This is a genomic window from Streptococcus sp. KHUD_013, assembly GCF_052588545.1.
Genome location: NZ_CP186264.1, coordinates 914,845 through 931,825 on the forward strand (window position 1 = coordinate 914,845; position 16,981 = coordinate 931,825).

Consider the following 16,981-nt stretch of genomic DNA (forward strand, 5'->3'; position numbering starts at 1 on the left):
CTTTACTGGACACCCAGTAAGGAGGGTATTTTCATGCGTTACAGTCATGAGTATAAGTTAGAGTGTATTGAGCTATATAGAAAAGGAATATGGCCTGAAACACCAGAAGGAATAAAAACATCAAACTTTCATCTAATGGTTCGATACTGGGCTCGTATCGAAGAAGAAAATGGACCAGATGCATTAAAGCACTTAGGTAATAACAAAGTGTGGACCCCTGAAGCGAAATATGAATTAGTTGCTAAAGTATTAGCAGGACAATCCAACAAGTCAGTTGCTGTTTCTGCAGGTATAAATAATGGAATGCTATATACCTGGGTTCGCAAATACAAAGAATTAGGTTACAATGGTCTTGTGAATAAAAAGAAAGGTCGCAAGAGTAAGAACCCTGTTATGAAAAAGAAAACGATTAAGCCCAAACCTTTAACTGAATCAGAACGTGAAGAGTTAATCAGACTAAGAGAAGAAATTGCGGCAATGAAAGCGGAGATTGAAGTAGTAAAAAAAAGGATCGCCTTGAGGCAAGAAAGATGGGCTGCGCAACTCAAGGCGAAAAAGCAGCAATCATCAAAGCGCTCAGAGAAGAAGGATACCAATTAAAGCACCTACTAAAAGGTTTAAATATGCCTAAATCAACTTACTACTACGAAATCAGTAAAGTTGATACTGTAGACTTTAGAAATATTAAGCTCACTGAAGAAATCAAGAAAATATTTAGCCAGCATAAAGGTAGATATGGTGTGAGAAGAGTGTATAGAGAGCTCTTAAGACGTGGAAATTCTGTCAATCATAAAAGAGTACAACGTATCATGCATTCACTTGGATTGCAAGGCAAAAGACCTAAAGAAAAGTATCACTCATTCAAGGGTGAAGTAGGTAAAGTAGCACCAAACATAATAGATAGAGACTTTACAGCAACAGCACCACTTCAGAAGTGGACAACTGATGTATCTCAGTTTAACTTTTCATGGGGAAAGTGTTACCTTTCTCCGATAATTGATATGTACACAAATGAAGTTATTTCATATGACTTGTCGATGAGTCCAAACCTAAATCAAATCAAGAGAATGCTAGAGATGGCGTTTAAAAAGTTCAAATCACTTACAGGATTAATATTTCATTCAGATCAAGGATGGCAATATCAACACAACTACTATCGTCAGGAACTAAAAAACAGGGGAATTATCCAATCAATGTCTAGACGTGGCAATTGTATAGATAATTGCATTATGGAAACATTCTTTGGACGTCTAAAGAATGAAATGTACTACAGCTACGAGAAAGAATATGAATCATTTGAGAGCTTTTCAAAAGCACTAGATGAATACATAAGTTATTACAACAATGAAAGAATACAAGGAAAAACAAAATGGATGCCACCTGTAATGTACAGGATAGCATCCATGTGTTCCACTTAGTTCATAACATGTGTCCAGGATTCTGGGTACATATCATTTCGGTGAGAGGTTTTTTTAATTTGGTGATATAATCAAATTTAGCTAATGACACATTCCACCATATAGGAGTCTGTAAAATGATATAATTAGTTTAACGAAGAACTCAGAGATAGGATTATCGATCATTTAAGGAGAAAAGGCCATGCAAAAAACTTTTCAGTTATTGAGAAGAGGTGATATAGAGGCTGTCCGTCAGATATTGGATAGAAAGCCTGAAGAAGTCAATGCTGTTTCGGGTGACAAACCTAAAAGAGATCAAGGCCAATCCCTTCTTCAAGTCGCTATTAAATCGGGACATTTAGATATTGCGGACTTACTCATTGATAGAGGGGCAGATCTTAACTTTATCGAAGAACCAACAGAGCTGAATCCATTTTGTCAACCGGTCATCCAAACGGCCGGTGGAAGAGCTGTATTTGACTGCAGGCGCATGATCAAACGTTGGAATGGTCAATATCAGTTGTATTCGTCTAAGGAAAAGGCTGACCAATCCTTCAAGGTTTTTAAAAAAATGTTAGAACTTGGAGCAGATATCTCTCAGAAGGATAGTCATAGAGGAACTTTATTGCAAACTATTTTAATAGAAACCAAGGAAGTTCTACCCTCTTATTATTGGAAAACAAAAGAAACGAGCGATAATGTCCTCATTACGGATGAATTACGTCATGATTTAAATCGTATTTATGATCTCTTGATTCGTTACGGTGTGACATCGGAAGAGATTTCTGCCTATCATAAGATTCCTCTAAAAGAACTTTACCAGGACAGTCCGACCATGGAGTTCTTAAATCGGTTGGATTAAAGCAGATCTTGATAAGCATTTGAAATACTAGTTAAAAGAGCTTTAGGGCTCTTTTTTCTTTTGCCGACGAGGATAGAAACAGATTGTTTTTTCTTTTGGCCAAATTATGGTACTCTAAAGATAGAACAATAGAAGGGTTTTCTGAAAATGCATTTAGCTGATTTAATGGAAAAAAGTGAGGGTGGGCAGTTTTTAATCCTGTCTCATCTGCAGCAACATTCTCCAAGCAGTCTGTCAGAAGTGATGGCGGAGACAGATTTTTCCAAAGCAACCTTGAACAAATATCTTGCATTGATCAATGACAAGGCCAAAGAGAATCAGCTGGCCCTTTCCATTGAACGAGAAGATGAAAATTTTCGCCTTCTTGTGGGTTCGGATACCAAGGGGCGTGACATTCGACGGGCTTTTTTGGACAATTCGATCAAGTACCAACTATTGATCTATTTGCTTTATCATGGTCAATTTCAAGCTCAACAATTAGCTCAGGAGCTCTTGATTAGTGAAGCGACATTAGGGCGTCATATTTCGGGCCTGAATAAAATATTAACTGAGTTTCAATTTTCCATCCACAATGGGCGCCTCAAGGGTCCTGAACATAAAATTCGTTATTTTTATTTTGGCTTGCTACGAAAGGTTTGGGCTAGTGCAGACTGGAAACAAGAACTTGCCAAGAAAGAAAGACAAACCGAAATTGAAACCTTAGAAGAGCTCTGTGGTGCCCAGTTGTCTCAAGGCCAACGCTTGGATTTTGTTCTCTGGTCCCACATTACCCAGCAACGACTTAAGGTCAATGCCTGTCAGTTTCAAGAAATTGAACAGAAGATGAAGGGATATACCGATAACATTTTTTACCAACGCTTGTTTCGTCGGGTAGACCAGCTCTTTTCAGGAAAACACATTGCCCTTAGTCATGATGATGGAGAGATGTTGGTCCTCTTTGCTTTCCTTGTCACCCATCGGATCCTTCCGCTTCATACTATGGAGTACATCTTAGGCTTTGGGGGAGAGATTGGGGCTTTGACTACGCAGCTCATTCAAGAGATGAAAACGCAGAAGCTTTTAGGAGAGTATATAGAGGGTCCAGTGACCTATGAATTGAGCCAAATTTGTGGGCAGGTTTATCTTTTTACAGGCTACCTTCTTCAAGACAAGTATAAGTACCAACTTGAAAGCCACAATCCTTATGTCTTTAGTAGTCATGATTATAGAGAAGTAGCAGATACTATCTTCAGCAAACTTCCGATCTTTTGCCAAGGAACAGCTCTGGATAAAAAAATCAAGTGGGAGTGGCTCCAGTTAATGGATTATATCGCAGAAAATAGTGGGAGACAAATTAAGATCGGCTTAGACTTAACAGTGGGCTATTTAGGCTATACACGGATGACAGAAGTCCTCAAGCGCTACTTAGAGTATAATCGTTTTATTACCATTGAAGCCTTTGATCCAGCTTCAGATTACGATTTGATCGTGACCAACAATCCGATTAACCTTACCCAGCGGATTCCTGTCTATTATTTAAAATATGATTTAGATATGATTGATCTAGCCAATATTCGCCAGATGATCTACCAAGAAGAAGGTTAATAAAGCTATTCAATGCTTGATGAGACTTTTACGATATTATTGAGCTGAATTAGTAGTAATTAAAAATTTGAGGTTAGGCAGAACAGATTCTAAACGAATTGTTCTGCCTAGCTTTTTTATTAGATTTTTCTAAAAATTTCATTATTTGTAAGTCTAAAAAATCCTTATGAAACAAGGGTTCTGAATCCATCTACTCAACTTTTTTAAAATTCTTAAAAAAATTGATGGACATGAAAGCGGTTTATTTTGTATACTAGACAATGTAAGGAGTACGTCTCCTAAAGAATATTTCTTTTTCCCAGGAGGACAGTTCATGTCACAAGAAAAATACATTATGGCCATTGACCAAGGAACAACAAGTTCAAGAGCCATCATTTTCAATAAAAAAGGAGAAAAAGTAAGCTCTAGCCAAAAAGAGTTCACGCAAATTTTCCCTCAAGCTGGTTGGGTTGAACACAATCCAAATGAAATCTGGAATTCTGTTCAGTCTGTTATCGCTGGTGCCTTTATCGAAAGTGGCATCAAGCCTGGACAAATCGAAGCTATCGGAATTACCAACCAACGCGAAACAACTGTTGTTTGGGATAAGAATACCGGCCTTCCAATCTACAACGCCATTGTCTGGCAGTCTCGCCAAACAGCTCCTTTAGCTGAACAGCTTAAGAGCCAAGGGTATGTCGAAAAATTCCACCAAAAAACAGGTTTGGTCATTGATGCCTACTTCTCAGCAACTAAGATTCGCTGGATCTTGGATCATGTAGAAGGAGCACAAGAACGGGCTGAAAAAGGAGAATTGCTCTTTGGAACCATCGATACTTGGTTGGTTTGGAAGTTGACAGACGGAGCTTCTCACGTAACAGACTATTCAAATGCTGCTCGTACCATGCTCTACAATATTAAAGACCTAAAATGGGATGATGAGATTTTGAAAATCCTCAATATTCCTAAGGCTATGCTTCCAGAAGTGCGTTCCAACTCTGAAATCTATGGAAAAACAGCTCCTTTCCATTTCTACGGTGGAGAAGTGCCTATCTCTGGTATGGCGGGTGACCAACAAGCGGCCCTCTTTGGACAGTTGGCCTTCGAACCAGGTATGGTCAAAAATACTTACGGTACTGGATCTTTCATCATCATGAATACAGGTGAAGAGATGCAGTTATCTGAAAATAACTTGTTAACTACCATTGGATATGGAATCAATGGTAAAGTCTACTACGCTTTGGAAGGTTCCATCTTTATCGCGGGTAGTGCCATTCAATGGCTTCGTGATGGTCTTCGAATGGTGGAAAACTCACCTGAATCTGAACAATATGCGCGTGATTCTCACAACAACGATGAAGTCTATGTGGTACCGGCCTTCACAGGTCTAGGAGCACCATACTGGAATCAAAATGCTCGTGGTTCTGTCTTTGGCTTGACCCGTGGAACAACCAAAGAAGACTTTATCAAGGCGACTCTTCAATCCATCGCTTACCAAGTACGGGATATTATTGATACTATGCAGGTTGATGCCAAGACGGCTATTCAAGTCCTTAAAGTAGACGGTGGAGCAGCTATGAATAACTTCTTGATGCAGTTCCAAGCGGATATTCTCGGTATTGATATCGCTCGTGCCAAAAACTTGGAAACAACAGCTTTGGGTGCTGCCTTCCTTGCTGGGCTTTCAGTCGGCTACTGGAAAGACCTAGATGAATTGAAAGAACTCAATGCAACTGGTGAACTATTTGAGCCTTCTATGAACGAATCTCGTAAAGAACAACTCTACAAGGGATGGAAGAAAGCTGTTAAAGCTACCCAACTCTTTGCAGAAATTGAAGACTAGACAAGACTTCAGTAGGATAGAAAGTGAAGAATTATGGAATTTTCAAAGAAAACTCGTGAATTATCGATTAAGAAAATGCAAGAACGCACCCTGGATCTTTTGATTATCGGGGGTGGGATCACAGGTGCTGGGGTAGCCTTGCAGGCAGCGGCAAGTGGTCTTGAAACTGGTTTGATTGAGATGCAGGACTTTGCGGAAGGGACATCTAGCCGTTCAACAAAATTGGTCCACGGTGGACTTCGTTACCTCAAACAATTTGACGTAGAAGTGGTATCAGATACGGTATCAGAACGTGCAGTAGTGCAACAAATTGCTCCTCATATTCCAAAACCAGACCCAATGCTCTTACCAGTCTATGATGAAGATGGGGCAACTTTTAGCCTCTTCCGTCTTAAGGTAGCCATGGACCTCTATGACCTCTTGGCAGGTGTCAGCAATACTCCAGCTGCCAACAAGGTCTTGACCAAAGAAGAAGTGTTGGCTCGTGAGCCTGAGTTGAAACAAGAAGGTCTAGTCGGAGGTGGGGTCTACCTAGACTTCCGTAACAACGATGCTCGTTTAGTGATTGAAAATATCAAACGTGCCAACCAAGATGGGGCCCTCATTGCTAACCACGTAAAAGCAGAAGGATTCCTCTTTGATGAATCTGGTAAGATCACAGGTGTAGTGGCGCGTGATCTCTTGACTGATGAAGTCTTTGAAATCAAGGCTCGTTTGGTGATTAATACAACTGGTCCTTGGAGCGATAAAGTGCGTAACCTCTCAAACGATGGAGAGCAGCATTCACAAATGCGTCCAACCAAGGGTGTTCACTTGGTCGTAGATTCAAGCAAGATCAAAGTTTCTCAACCAGTCTACTTTGATACTGGTCTTGGAGATGGTCGGATGGTCTTCGTCTTGCCACGTGAAAACAAAACTTACTTCGGAACGACTGACACGGACTACACTGGCGACTTAGAGCATCCAACAGTAACTCAAGAAGATGTCGACTACTTGTTAGGAATCGTGAATAACCGCTTCCCAGAAGCTCACATCACCATCGATGATATCGAAAGTAGCTGGGCTGGTCTTCGTCCGTTGATCTCAGGAAACAGTGCTTCTGACTACAATGGTGGAAACAACGGCACTATCAGTGATGAGAGCTTTAATGCTTTGATTGCAACAGTTGAAGGCTATCTTTCTAAAGAAAAATCGCGTGAAGATGTTGAATCAGCAATCAGCCACTTGGAAGGCAGCACTTCTGAAAAACATTTGGATCCATCTGCTGTTTCTCGTGGATCAAGCCTTGATCGCGATGACAATGGTCTTTTGACCCTTGCTGGTGGGAAGATTACAGACTACCGCAAGATGGCTGAAGGAGCGATGGAGCGTGTCTTGACCATTCTCAAGGAAGAGTTCGACCGTCAGTTCAAATTGATCAACTCTAAGACCTATCCAGTATCAGGTGGAGAAATTAACCCAACGAACGTGGATTCTGAAATCGAAGCCTTTGCTCAACTTGGCGTATCTCGTGGCTTGGATAGCAAGGAAGCTCACTACCTAGCTAACCTATACGGTTCCAATGCACCTAAGGTCTTCGCCCTTGCTCATAGCGTGGAACAAGCACCTGGATTGAGCCTAGCAGATACCTTGTCACTTCACTATGCAATGCGCAATGAATTGGCACTCAGCCCAGTTGATTTCCTTCTTCGTCGTACCAACCACATGCTCTTTATGCGGGATAGCTTAGATGCGATGATCGAACCTGTTTTGGATGAAATGGGCCGCTTCTATGAATGGTCAGAAGAAGAAAAAGTTGGCTACCGCAAAGACTTGCAAGTCGCTTTGGAAAACAATGACTTGGAAGCATTAAAAAACTAAGAAAAACAAAAAAGGGGTTGGAAAGAAGACTGTCTAACCTTCCCCTCTTTATAATGGAGAATTAAATCATATGAAAGAATTATTTGGTGAATTTTTAGGAACTTTAATCCTCATTCTTCTGGGAAATGGGGTTGTAGCAGGAGTGGTTCTTCCAAAAACGAAAAGCCACAACTCAGGTTGGATCGTCATTACTCTTGGTTGGGGGATTGCGGTTGCTGTCGCAGCCTTCATCTCTGGTAAGTTAAGTCCGGCCCATTTGAACCCTGCAGTAACAATTGGGATTGCTCTTAATGGTGGCCTAGCTTGGGCATCTGTCATTCCTTATATCCTTGCACAATTTGCCGGAGCCATGGTCGGTCAAGTCCTTGTCTGGTTGCAGTTCAAACCGCATTACTTAGCAGAAGAAAATCCTGGAAATATCCTTGGAACATTCAGTACTGGTCCAGCAATTAAGGACACTACTTCAAACCTCATCAGTGAAATCCTTGGAACCTTTGTCTTGCTACTAACTATCTTTGCGCTTGGTCTTTATGACCTTCAAGCAGGGCTTGGTACTTTTGCTGTTGGTACCTTGATTGCAGGGATTGGTTTGTCTCTCGGTGGAACTACAGGCTCCGCTCTCAACCCAGCTCGTGACCTAGGACCTCGTATCATGCACAGCCTCCTTCCTATTCCTAACAAAGGAGATGGTGACTGGGGTTACGCTTGGATCCCAGTAGTTGGTCCAATCATCGGTGCAGTACTTGCAGTAGCAGTCTTTAAAATGTTTTAAAAAATGAAAGAGGCTGGGACAAAAGTCCTAGCCTCTCAATTGTCTTTGGATTATCGAGCAAGACGCAGTGGTTGAGTGGGCTCTACCACGCTGATTTCATCAGCTTTTACAGCCCTACTCAACTGTGAGGAGGTGGGACGACGAAATCGAATTCTAACGAATTACCGATTTCTGTCCCACTCTCTTTTAAAATACTGTATCAGATAAAGAGAGCTTTGTACGTTCTAACTTAAAACAAGCTATAAGAAATGTAAAACGCAATAAAGAAAATAATGATCGCAATAATGTATTGAACTGGTTTAGGTAGGTTATTCAATTTATCCATGAATTCTTTCATTGTTAGATCTCCTTATTATTTGATTGTCTTATAATTAGTGTAGCATGAAATAAGGCCCAAAACAATAGGCAATAGGAGTGTTTTTGTCAAGATATAAAACCCTTTTCAAAATTATTATAATCAGTTAATCTATTACTAAATAAAGATAAGATAGATTGTAAAATACTTTAGAAAATAACAGGCTAGAGTTTGACACTTTTTTCACAAAGGAGTATACTGTTAGCATAGTTTTGGAAGGAACTTATGATAGATTCACCCAAAACTGACTGTCAACCTTTGCTGTTCTTCTATGAACGTTTGCTGGTATCGGGGATACCAAGGAGGAATCATATGTCTAAAGTAGCTATTGTCACAGGTGCAGGTCAAGGGATCGGTTTTGCGATTGCAAAACGATTGGTACAAGATGGCTTCAAGGTCGGAGTCTTAGACTACAATGCTGAGACAGCAGAAAAAGCAGTAGCTGAGTTATCAGCAGAGAATGCTTTTGCGGTCGTTGCTGATGTCTCCAAACAAGCTGAAGTGGCTGCAGCTTTCCAAAAAGTTGTGGATCATTTCGGAGATTTAAATGTTGTCGTTAACAACGCTGGTGTTGCTCCAACTACACCACTTGATACGATTACAGAAGAACAATTTGAACGCACTTTTGCCATCAACGTTGGTGGTGTCATCTGGGGTGCTCAAGCTGCACAAGCTCAATTCAAGGCGCTTGGCCATGGCGGAAAAATCATCAATGCAACTTCACAAGCAGGTGTTGTAGGTAACCCTAACTTGACTGTCTATGGTGGTACTAAGTTTGCAGTTCGTGGTATCACTCAAACTTTGGCACGTGACTTGGCTGATTCAGGTATTACTGTCAATGCGTATGCACCTGGTATCGTTAAGACTCCAATGATGTATGATATCGCTCATGAAGTTGGTAAGAACGCTGGTAAAGATGACGAATGGGGTATGCAAACTTTCGCTAAAGATATTACCCTTAAACGTTTGTCCGAACCCGAAGATGTCGCTGCAGCGGTTAGCTTCCTTGCTGGTCCTGATTCAAACTACATTACAGGACAAACCATCATCGTGGATGGTGGGATGCAATTCCATTAACATTCAAATAGGGGTTGGGATTTTTTCCACCTCTTTTCTTATGTGCACCTTATTCCTCTCGTTCGCTTTTTTTGAAAAATTAGGGTAGAATAGAAGTCGTATTTTAAAAAGAATAGATCAATAGTGATAGAGGTGAATTCTCTTCTATCCATCAAAACGAAAAGAGGTGACCATATGTGGAAATGGATCAAACGACTCATCGGACTGACCTTCCTCCTAGTTATTGTCTTAGCAGTTTTCTTGATACCAGCAAAGGTTTCGACTCAAGAGCAATTTAAAAATGTAACAGTGAATACTTCGCTGGTAGATCTGGCTCAAGAAGGCTTCTCTACAGCAGACGTGACTGCTTCTGGCCTGCAAACAGAGCTTCAACTGAATTCTCCTCAATTGCGCCAAGTTATTAAATCCATGGCAGGGGAAATGACAGATGAAACTCTCCTCAATACAGCAGTTGCTATGAATGGAGAGTATATCAATGTTCAGGTTCCGATTGAACTGGGACCGGTGGAAACCATGGTGAGCATGGACTTTTCAGCTAGTGTGACGGATCAACAATTGACCTTGAACCTAGAACGGGCCCGTCTTGGACATCTGCCGATTCCACGTAGCTTGGTTGCTTCAAAGATTGCTGAAAAAGTTAACCAAGAGGGCACAGGAGCTACTATGATAGGGAATCAAATCCAATTGACCATGCCGACAAGTGGCTACCAAATCCATTCTGCGAAGGTCGAAAAAGGGAACATGGTATTACAAATTATTGTTCCAATTTCCTATTAAGCATCAACCATTGGTTTCTGATGAGGCCGATGGTTTTTCTAATTGACAAAGCATTGAAAAAAGAGTAAGGTAGAACAAGAAAACGATTTCAAATACAGGGAGATTTAGGATGCCGTTATATGAATTTTGTGCAGAGAACATAACACTGTTAGAGAAGGCTTTTCAAGCAGGAGCGCGTCGTGTAGAATTATGTGATAACTTAGCGGTTGGAGGTACGACTCCAAGCTATGGTGTGATCAAAGAGGCTGTGAAGCTTGCTAAAGATTATCAGGCAAAGGTCATCGTTATGATTCGTCCACGAGGTGGAGATTTTGTATACTCTGAGCAAGAGCTAGACATAATGTTAGAAGACTGGAAAATTGCCCGTGACCTGGGTGTTGATGGTTTAGCTGTTGGGGCTTTGACTGCTGACAATCAGCTGGATAAAGATGCCATGCTTCGTTTCATCGAAGCCAGTCAAGGATTTGAATTGACCATGCATATGGCATTTGACCAGATTCCTTTAGAAGATCAAGCTGCGAGTATCGAGTGGATGAAGAAAGTAGGCGTGACGAGACTATTAACAAGAGCCGGCAGTCCAGAAACAGACTTAGAACAACGGTTGCAACGCTACGAAGAGTATGCCCAGCTTGCAGATCGCCAGTTAGAAATCTTGGCAGGTGGAGGAGTCTCTTTGGAGAATCGTCAGCTTTTCCTTGATGTTCCAGGGGTGGATCAGGTCCATGGAACTCGTGTTGTCTTTTAAAGATATATGAGTTGAGGAAGAAATCTCAGCTCTTTTTTCTTGATTTTTGGTATACTGGAGGAAAGGAGTAGTACGTGTTTTTACCAGATTATTTTGAGAAATACAGTATAGACAATGAAAAAGCTCTAGCTTATGGGTTTTCAAAGCAGGGAGAGAAGTTTCACTATGATCAACAGATCCTGGATGGAGACTTCAAACTTTATGTGACTGTCCAAAGTAAGCAAGTGCATTTTTGGCTAGTGGATCAGGAGACAGGCGACGACTATGTGCAGCTTCATATGGACCAGATGGTTGGTCAATATGTTGGCCAAGTCAGAGAAGCTTGCCAGCAGGCCTTAGAGGATATCAGAAGCTCCTGTTTTGCTGTCAAAGATTTTTTGTATCCTCAGACCAAGCGCTTGGTGGATTGGATCAGCCGGCAATATGACCGTCCTATCGAATACCTCTGGGACCGTTCTCCGGACTCGGGCGTCTTCCGTCATCAAAAGGATCTCAAATGGTTTGGCGTCTTGATGAAGATAGACTGGTCCAAGCTAGATGCGAGGCAGGAAGGGAAGATTGAGGTCTTAAATCTTAAACAGGATCATGTCAGCCAACTCTTAGAAGAGTCTCCTTTCTATCCGGCCTACCATATGAACAAGAAATACTGGATTAGTATTCCCTTGGATGGACGAGTAGAGGATGATTATCTTTTCGACCTTGTGGCCAAGAGTTGGAACTTGACCAAGAAGTAAGGGTTTAACCCAATTGATTTGTGAAAGTGAATAAAACATAAAAAAAGAATGTTAAGGGGTCAACATTCTTTTTTTTATTGAAGAATTTCCTGCACTTATTGCTCTTTGGTCAATGAGAAGTGGAAATCTCTGTAATTGCTATAGTCAAACTCTGTATTGATATCTGTTGTGAAGGCTATCGGAGTATAATGACCTTCCTCAAGGATAAATCCTGGTTTGAAGCGGAAATTTGCTACTCCTAATCCAGTAATACCAGGAAGTAGTGCATCTGCGCCATTAAGACCTTCTGACTCCCAGTAATAAACATTACCAGATGCTTGAATAGCTCTTGCAGTATAGGTGGCTGTGCGGGTTGGTTCACTATCATTTTTAAAGCTAACCACAGTTGTAATATCTCCATTGGCTTCAATAGTCATTTTGATGCTATCTGCCTGAGGGCTAGATCCTACCCAAGTACCGACAAGTCCTGCAGGAACAACTGCTTGATCAGTTGAAGATGTATCTTCTGTCTTGTTCGGTTCAGTTGAAGCTGACGGGTTACTTGCCTGACTTGAAGGAGTAGTATTTTCTTTTGCTTGAGAAGAAGAAGCTGTAGCTTTTTTATTCAAGCTAGCTTTTGGTTTTTTCTCAACTTTCGAGCTAGAAGCTTTTTCGGATGAGGAAGTTGTTTTATCTTTTGAGCCACACCCTCCCAAAGCAAGTCCAAATGATGCAGCCACAAGAGAGGCTGCAGTCCAACGAATCAAAGATCGTTTCATAATATCACCTCTTTATCTTTCTGACTTAGATTATACTCCTATTGTTACAGATGTCAAGTGATATTTGTAATAAATGTAATTTTTTTGTAACATAGTTTTATATATAAAATAACTCAAGAAATAGAAAGGATAGGATGAATTATAGATAAGCGATAATTTGGGGTAATACCTCTTCCAGTTTGTCCTGATTGATACGTGCAAAGGCATAGGGACAGCTTTGAATATAGGCAGATTCGAAGAAGTGGAGAGGGAGACCGCTATGTTTCAGACGAGCGACCGAAGGGACCTGTCTCAAATCTAGTAAGACTCCTCCAATGACTGGCCACACGGGGACGGACAGGGAATGTTGCTGGAGTAGGGAAGCAGCTTGCTCTTTTTGGATGACTTGTTGTTGGTGAAGGAGCCCTTTGTTTTTTGCAAACATGCCATTGTCAATATAGAGGCTCAAGGCCTTCTGCATGACCAAGTTACTTTCGTAGTCGAGTGTACCCTTGAGTTTTAAGACAGGGGAAAGAAGTGCTTGGGGCAGGACCATAGAAGTAATGCGGAGGGCAGAAAAGAGGCTGGTAGAAAAAGACTTGATGTAGATAACCCGGTCGGATGCATCCAGATAATGAAAGCTAGGAGAAAAATGTGGATCATAGTCTCCCAAGTAATCGTCCTCGACAATATAGACATCATACAGCTCTGCTAAGGCCAATATCTGTTCCTTCTCTTGCTTGCTATAACTATGTCCTAAAGGATAATGATAGCGAGGAATGGTATAGAAAAATTTGATCTTGCCACTTTTGAAGATGGCTTCCAGTTGGTCAAAGTCAATTCCTTGAGGCAAGCGATTGATGCTTTGATAAGGTAAGTCTTGCTCCTGAATTAACTTGTTGATACGGTAGTAGGTTGGTTGCTCTACTAGGATTTGTTCTTTTTGGTTAGGAAAGGCTACCTGGCTTAGGAGGTAGAGGGCTTGCTGGGTTCCTGAGGTGATTACGATTTGTTGCTCCTGGGTATAAATGGCATCTTCTCGAAGGAGAGAAGAAATAGATTGACGGAGATCGACTAGACCCTCCTGCTTTTCATAGTAGTTGAAGAGATAATTATCACGACCGACAAGGGTTTCGTTGATACAAGTCCGAAAGTCTTCAAAGGCCTGGAAGCGATCTTCCTTGAGGCGAAGAGGCAGGTCGGTATGCTTTCCAGTCTCTTCCTCCAGGACATAATAGCCACTTTGGGGCTTGGCATAGATATAGTTCTTGTAGCTTAGCTCGAGTAGGGCCCGTTGGACGGTGTCCTTGCTGCAGGCATACTGACTGGCTAGTTGGCGAACAGAAGGGAGGCGGTCTCCAGTTTTTAGGATCCCCTGGTCAATCTGGTTTTTTAATATTGTAATAATCTTTTGGTATTTGGTTGTCATAACTGTCCCCGTACAATTTTTCTTTATTGTAGTCAATTGAAGGTAAAAAAGCAACTAAAAGAGAGCGGGACAGAAATCGGTAATTCGTTAGAATTCGATTTCGTTGTCCCACCTCCGCACAGTTCAGTAGGGCTGTATAAGCCGATGAAATCAGCGTAGTAGAGCCCACTCAACCACTGCGTCTTGCTCGACAATCCAAAGAAAATTGAGAGGCTAGGACTTTTGTCCCAGCCTCGTGTCTTACATGACGTACACAATCGCGATATATTGCAGTGCAGAAGCAGCTAGAATGAAGAGATGCCAAATCATATGGAAATAAGGTTTCTTTTTGGCGTAAAATCCAGCTCCAACTGTGTAGCATAGGCCACCCATCAGCATTAAGCCCCAGAAAGTTGGGCTTGTTTGGCTGATGATCTGAGGGATGATGAAAATCACCAACCAACCCATAATCAAATAGAGGGCCAGGCTGAATTTTTCATTCACCTTCTTAGCAAAAATTTTATAGAGAATACCAAAGATGGTCGTCCCCCATTGAATCAGAATAATGGCATAACCAAACCAATTGTTCATGAGAGAAAGAACGACGGGCGTATAGCTTCCTGCAATAGCAATATAGATCATGGAGTGATCGATAATGCGTAAGACATACTTTTGAGGAGAGTCATAGGCCATGGCATGGTAGATAGTCGATGAGAGAAACATGAGAAAGAGACTGATGACAAAAATCGAAGTCCCGACAGCTGCAAGGGTTCCGTGTGTTTCATAACTATAGATGGCAGAAGTTGGTAGAAGAAAGAGCATCAAAACGGCACCGACTGCATGGGTGACACTATTTGCGACTTCCTCTCCAAAAGACAGGCGCTTGCTTAGTTTACTGGCATAATTCACTTTCATTTTCCTCCTCAGAATGAACATGGATATAGGATAGGGTTTCTTGGTAGAGCAAAACGGTACGACAGGCAGATCCGATAATGGGTGCTAAAGGTTCTTTCTCTTCATGGAGAAAGTCCACAAAACTATTGTAGAGGTCTGCGGAGTTGGCTTGACTCTGCAAGAGGTTCAAGGTAGCCGCGATCTCTTGAATCGAAAAAACCGTCTTTAAGGTTGTAATAGCAATGAGACGGGCAACCTGCTGTCGCTTGTATTTCTTCTTATCTGGTTTTGGCAGGTAGCCGTGTTTAACGTAATTATTGACCATGGAAGCCGTTAAGCCCTTGTCTGTTTCTGAGATAAAAGGCGCACACACCTTATTGACATAGAGGAGGACTTGGTCCAAATAAAGATCAATATCAGGAATTTCTTCCCACTTGGGATAACTGTAGTTGAATAAAATAGTTATTACCTCTTTGTTATCTAGTTTTAATAACTAGATGATAACATGATGGTAATTTTATGTCAAGCGAAAATGAAATATGGTACAATAAATCTATGAAACTATTAATTCCAACTGCAAAAGAAATGAATCTGGATACCCCAGAAAAAACGGGTTATCCTGTATCAAATGAGACACAAGCGGTCATCGATGCCTTAGCTTCATTATCTCTAGAAGAGTTAGCCTCACTTTATAAGATTACTGAAGAGCGGGCAAGTGAAGAAGAGCAACGAATCCGAGCGCTCAAGTCGGGTACAGCTAAGACCTATCCAGCTTTGAATCTCTTCGACGGTCTCATGTACCGGAATATCCGCCGTACGGACTGGACGGAAGCAGAAGCGGCTTATGTGCAAGACCATCTCTTGATCACCTCAGCTCTTTATGGGGTGATTCCGGCCCTTACTCCGATTGCTCCCCATCGTTTGGACTTTCTCATGAAGCTTAAGGTCCAGGGGAAATCCTTAAAGACTTTTTGGAAGGCTAGCTATGATCAAGCTCTTCAGGAGGAAGATCTAATTATTTCTTTGCTTTCCAGTGAGTTTGAAACCGTCTTTTCTAAGGAGATTCAAGATCGGATGGTGACTTTTAAATTCCTTGAAGAGAAGAATGGGCTGTTGAAGGTTCACTCAACCATTTCAAAGAAAGCGCGTGGGGCTTTTGTGACAACCTTACTAGAGAAGCAGATCACGAAGGTCGAAGAGATGAAGCGGTTAAGCTTTAATGGATTTACTTACCAAGCTGATTTATCGACTGACAAACAATTAGTCTTTGTGAAATATGAGTAAATAAAATGTACTAGTCAACAGCGACTAGTACATTTTGTTCTTGAGAATAAAAAAACGCGTTCATAGTTAGCTATGAACACGGCTGATTGATGGTTAGAATTTAGTGGGAGCCTTTTAATTTCTTCAGAAGAGTTTGCAGTTGCTGATGCTCTTCTTCGCTAAAGACACTCATAACTTTTTGAACATTTTGTATATGATCAGGAAGAACTTCGATAATTTTTTTACGGCCCTTTTCTGTCAAAGAAACGATACAAGCACGACGGTCATCTGGATCTGTTTCGCGTTTGATCCATCCATCACGCACCATATTTCGAATGACGACAGTCATATTTCCAGAGGTCGCTAAAATGCTGTCAATCAGGTTCTGAATCCGCAGATCCCCCTTACTATACAAGGTTTCCAAAACGGAAAACTGAGTAGGAGTCAACTGATGGTCCTTAAAGACATGGGACTCTGCTGCACGAAAAGTCCGTTCCGCCTTGTGAAAGACAATCATGGTTTTTAATTCTGTTTGGGCTTCTTCAAATAGTTTTTCTAAATTCTTCATACTATTATTTTATCAATAAATAGTATTAGACGCTATTAAGCCTTAATATCAAATAGATTACAGGCGGGTGACAAGATAATGGAATTATCAACACAAGAAATAGGTCTGTTAACTTTAATCTCAAAT

17 protein-coding genes are annotated in these 16,981 nt (G+C 41.3%); 12 read left to right on the forward strand and 5 right to left on the reverse strand.

The annotated features are described in order from the left end of the window. Nucleotides 1–33 precede the first annotated feature (33 nt). The 11 genes from ACOXXR_RS04240 to ACOXXR_RS04290 all read left to right on the forward strand — a co-directional run bounded on the left by ACOXXR_RS04240 (nucleotide 34) and on the right by ACOXXR_RS04290 (nucleotide 11,985). The gene (locus ACOXXR_RS04240; RefSeq protein WP_023023319.1) at nucleotides 34–600 is read left to right on the forward strand and encodes a helix-turn-helix domain-containing protein; all 567 of its coding nucleotides are present in this window, start codon (nucleotides 34–36) and stop codon (nucleotides 598–600) included. Then, complete coding sequence (locus ACOXXR_RS04245) at nucleotides 531–1,418, forward strand: IS3 family transposase (RefSeq protein ID WP_081697786.1); 888 nt, start codon at nucleotides 531–533, stop codon at nucleotides 1,416–1,418. Before ACOXXR_RS04240 ends, ACOXXR_RS04245 begins: the two co-directional genes overlap by 70 nt. Nucleotides 1,419–1,599: 181 nt before the next feature. Continuing rightward, the gene (locus tag ACOXXR_RS04250) at nucleotides 1,600–2,259 is read left to right on the forward strand and encodes an ankyrin repeat domain-containing protein (protein WP_223344400.1); all 660 of its coding nucleotides are present in this window, start codon (nucleotides 1,600–1,602) and stop codon (nucleotides 2,257–2,259) included. Nucleotides 2,260–2,406: 147 nt separating this feature from the next. Then, nucleotides 2,407–3,843, forward strand: coding sequence for a helix-turn-helix domain-containing protein (locus tag ACOXXR_RS04255; protein WP_445278820.1), 1,437 nt, complete (start codon nucleotides 2,407–2,409; stop codon nucleotides 3,841–3,843). A gap of 313 nt (nucleotides 3,844–4,156) precedes the next feature. Continuing rightward, on the forward strand, nucleotides 4,157–5,665 hold the full coding sequence (glpK, locus tag ACOXXR_RS04260; RefSeq protein ID WP_195323855.1) for a glycerol kinase GlpK: 1,509 nt from the start codon (nucleotides 4,157–4,159) through the stop codon (nucleotides 5,663–5,665). A 33-nt stretch (nucleotides 5,666–5,698) separates the two neighbouring features. Then, complete coding sequence (gene glpO, locus ACOXXR_RS04265) at nucleotides 5,699–7,525, forward strand: type 1 glycerol-3-phosphate oxidase (protein ID WP_445278821.1); 1,827 nt, start codon at nucleotides 5,699–5,701, stop codon at nucleotides 7,523–7,525. Nucleotides 7,526–7,595: 70 nt separating this feature from the next. Next, the gene (locus ACOXXR_RS04270; protein ID WP_023023547.1) at nucleotides 7,596–8,297 is read left to right on the forward strand and encodes an MIP/aquaporin family protein; all 702 of its coding nucleotides are present in this window, start codon (nucleotides 7,596–7,598) and stop codon (nucleotides 8,295–8,297) included. Nucleotides 8,298–8,964: 667 nt separating this feature from the next. Next, the gene (locus tag ACOXXR_RS04275; RefSeq protein WP_023023545.1) at nucleotides 8,965–9,729 is read left to right on the forward strand and encodes a (S)-acetoin forming diacetyl reductase; all 765 of its coding nucleotides are present in this window, start codon (nucleotides 8,965–8,967) and stop codon (nucleotides 9,727–9,729) included. A gap of 174 nt (nucleotides 9,730–9,903) precedes the next feature. Then, nucleotides 9,904–10,506: a hypothetical protein gene (locus ACOXXR_RS04280; protein WP_117744337.1), complete on the forward strand. Its 603-nt coding sequence runs from the start codon at nucleotides 9,904–9,906 to the stop codon at nucleotides 10,504–10,506. Between the two features lie 109 nt (nucleotides 10,507–10,615). After that, nucleotides 10,616–11,251 (forward strand): copper homeostasis protein CutC, encoded by a 636-nt coding sequence (locus tag ACOXXR_RS04285; RefSeq protein WP_023023434.1) that lies wholly within the window; start codon nucleotides 10,616–10,618, stop codon nucleotides 11,249–11,251. 74 nt (nucleotides 11,252–11,325) lie between these two features. Then, the gene (locus ACOXXR_RS04290; RefSeq protein ID WP_117744335.1) at nucleotides 11,326–11,985 is read left to right on the forward strand and encodes an MmcQ/YjbR family DNA-binding protein; all 660 of its coding nucleotides are present in this window, start codon (nucleotides 11,326–11,328) and stop codon (nucleotides 11,983–11,985) included. 95 nt (nucleotides 11,986–12,080) lie between these two features. On the opposite strand, the gene ACOXXR_RS04295 is transcribed toward ACOXXR_RS04290, so the two are convergent. The 4 genes from ACOXXR_RS04295 to ACOXXR_RS04310 form a co-directional block, all read right to left on the reverse strand. Beyond that, a complete protein-coding gene (locus ACOXXR_RS04295) occupies nucleotides 12,081–12,743 on the reverse strand; it encodes a hypothetical protein (RefSeq protein ID WP_123159124.1) in 663 nt (220 codons plus the stop codon). Nucleotides 12,744–12,882: 139 nt separating this feature from the next. Further along, the gene (locus ACOXXR_RS04300) at nucleotides 12,883–14,151 is read right to left on the reverse strand and encodes an aminotransferase-like domain-containing protein (RefSeq protein ID WP_445278822.1); all 1,269 of its coding nucleotides are present in this window, start codon (nucleotides 14,149–14,151) and stop codon (nucleotides 12,883–12,885) included. A gap of 240 nt (nucleotides 14,152–14,391) precedes the next feature. Then, entirely contained in the window at nucleotides 14,392–15,039 is a 648-nt protein-coding gene (gene trhA, locus ACOXXR_RS04305; protein WP_042507512.1) for a PAQR family membrane homeostasis protein TrhA, read from the reverse strand. Continuing rightward, entirely contained in the window at nucleotides 15,023–15,484 is a 462-nt protein-coding gene (locus tag ACOXXR_RS04310; protein WP_445278866.1) for a DUF1836 domain-containing protein, read from the reverse strand. Before ACOXXR_RS04310 ends, trhA begins: the two co-directional genes overlap by 17 nt. A 95-nt stretch (nucleotides 15,485–15,579) precedes the next feature. Between ACOXXR_RS04310 and yaaA the strand changes: the two genes are divergently transcribed. After that, complete coding sequence (yaaA, locus tag ACOXXR_RS04315; protein WP_445278823.1) at nucleotides 15,580–16,308, forward strand: peroxide stress protein YaaA; 729 nt, start codon at nucleotides 15,580–15,582, stop codon at nucleotides 16,306–16,308. A gap of 100 nt (nucleotides 16,309–16,408) precedes the next feature. Here the strand turns inward: yaaA and ACOXXR_RS04320 are convergent, their stop codons facing one another. After that, nucleotides 16,409–16,855 carry a MarR family winged helix-turn-helix transcriptional regulator gene (locus tag ACOXXR_RS04320; RefSeq protein WP_445278824.1) on the reverse strand — a complete coding sequence of 149 codons (447 nt, stop codon included), beginning with the start codon at nucleotides 16,853–16,855 and terminating at the stop codon, nucleotides 16,409–16,411. Nucleotides 16,856–16,981 lie beyond the last annotated feature (126 nt).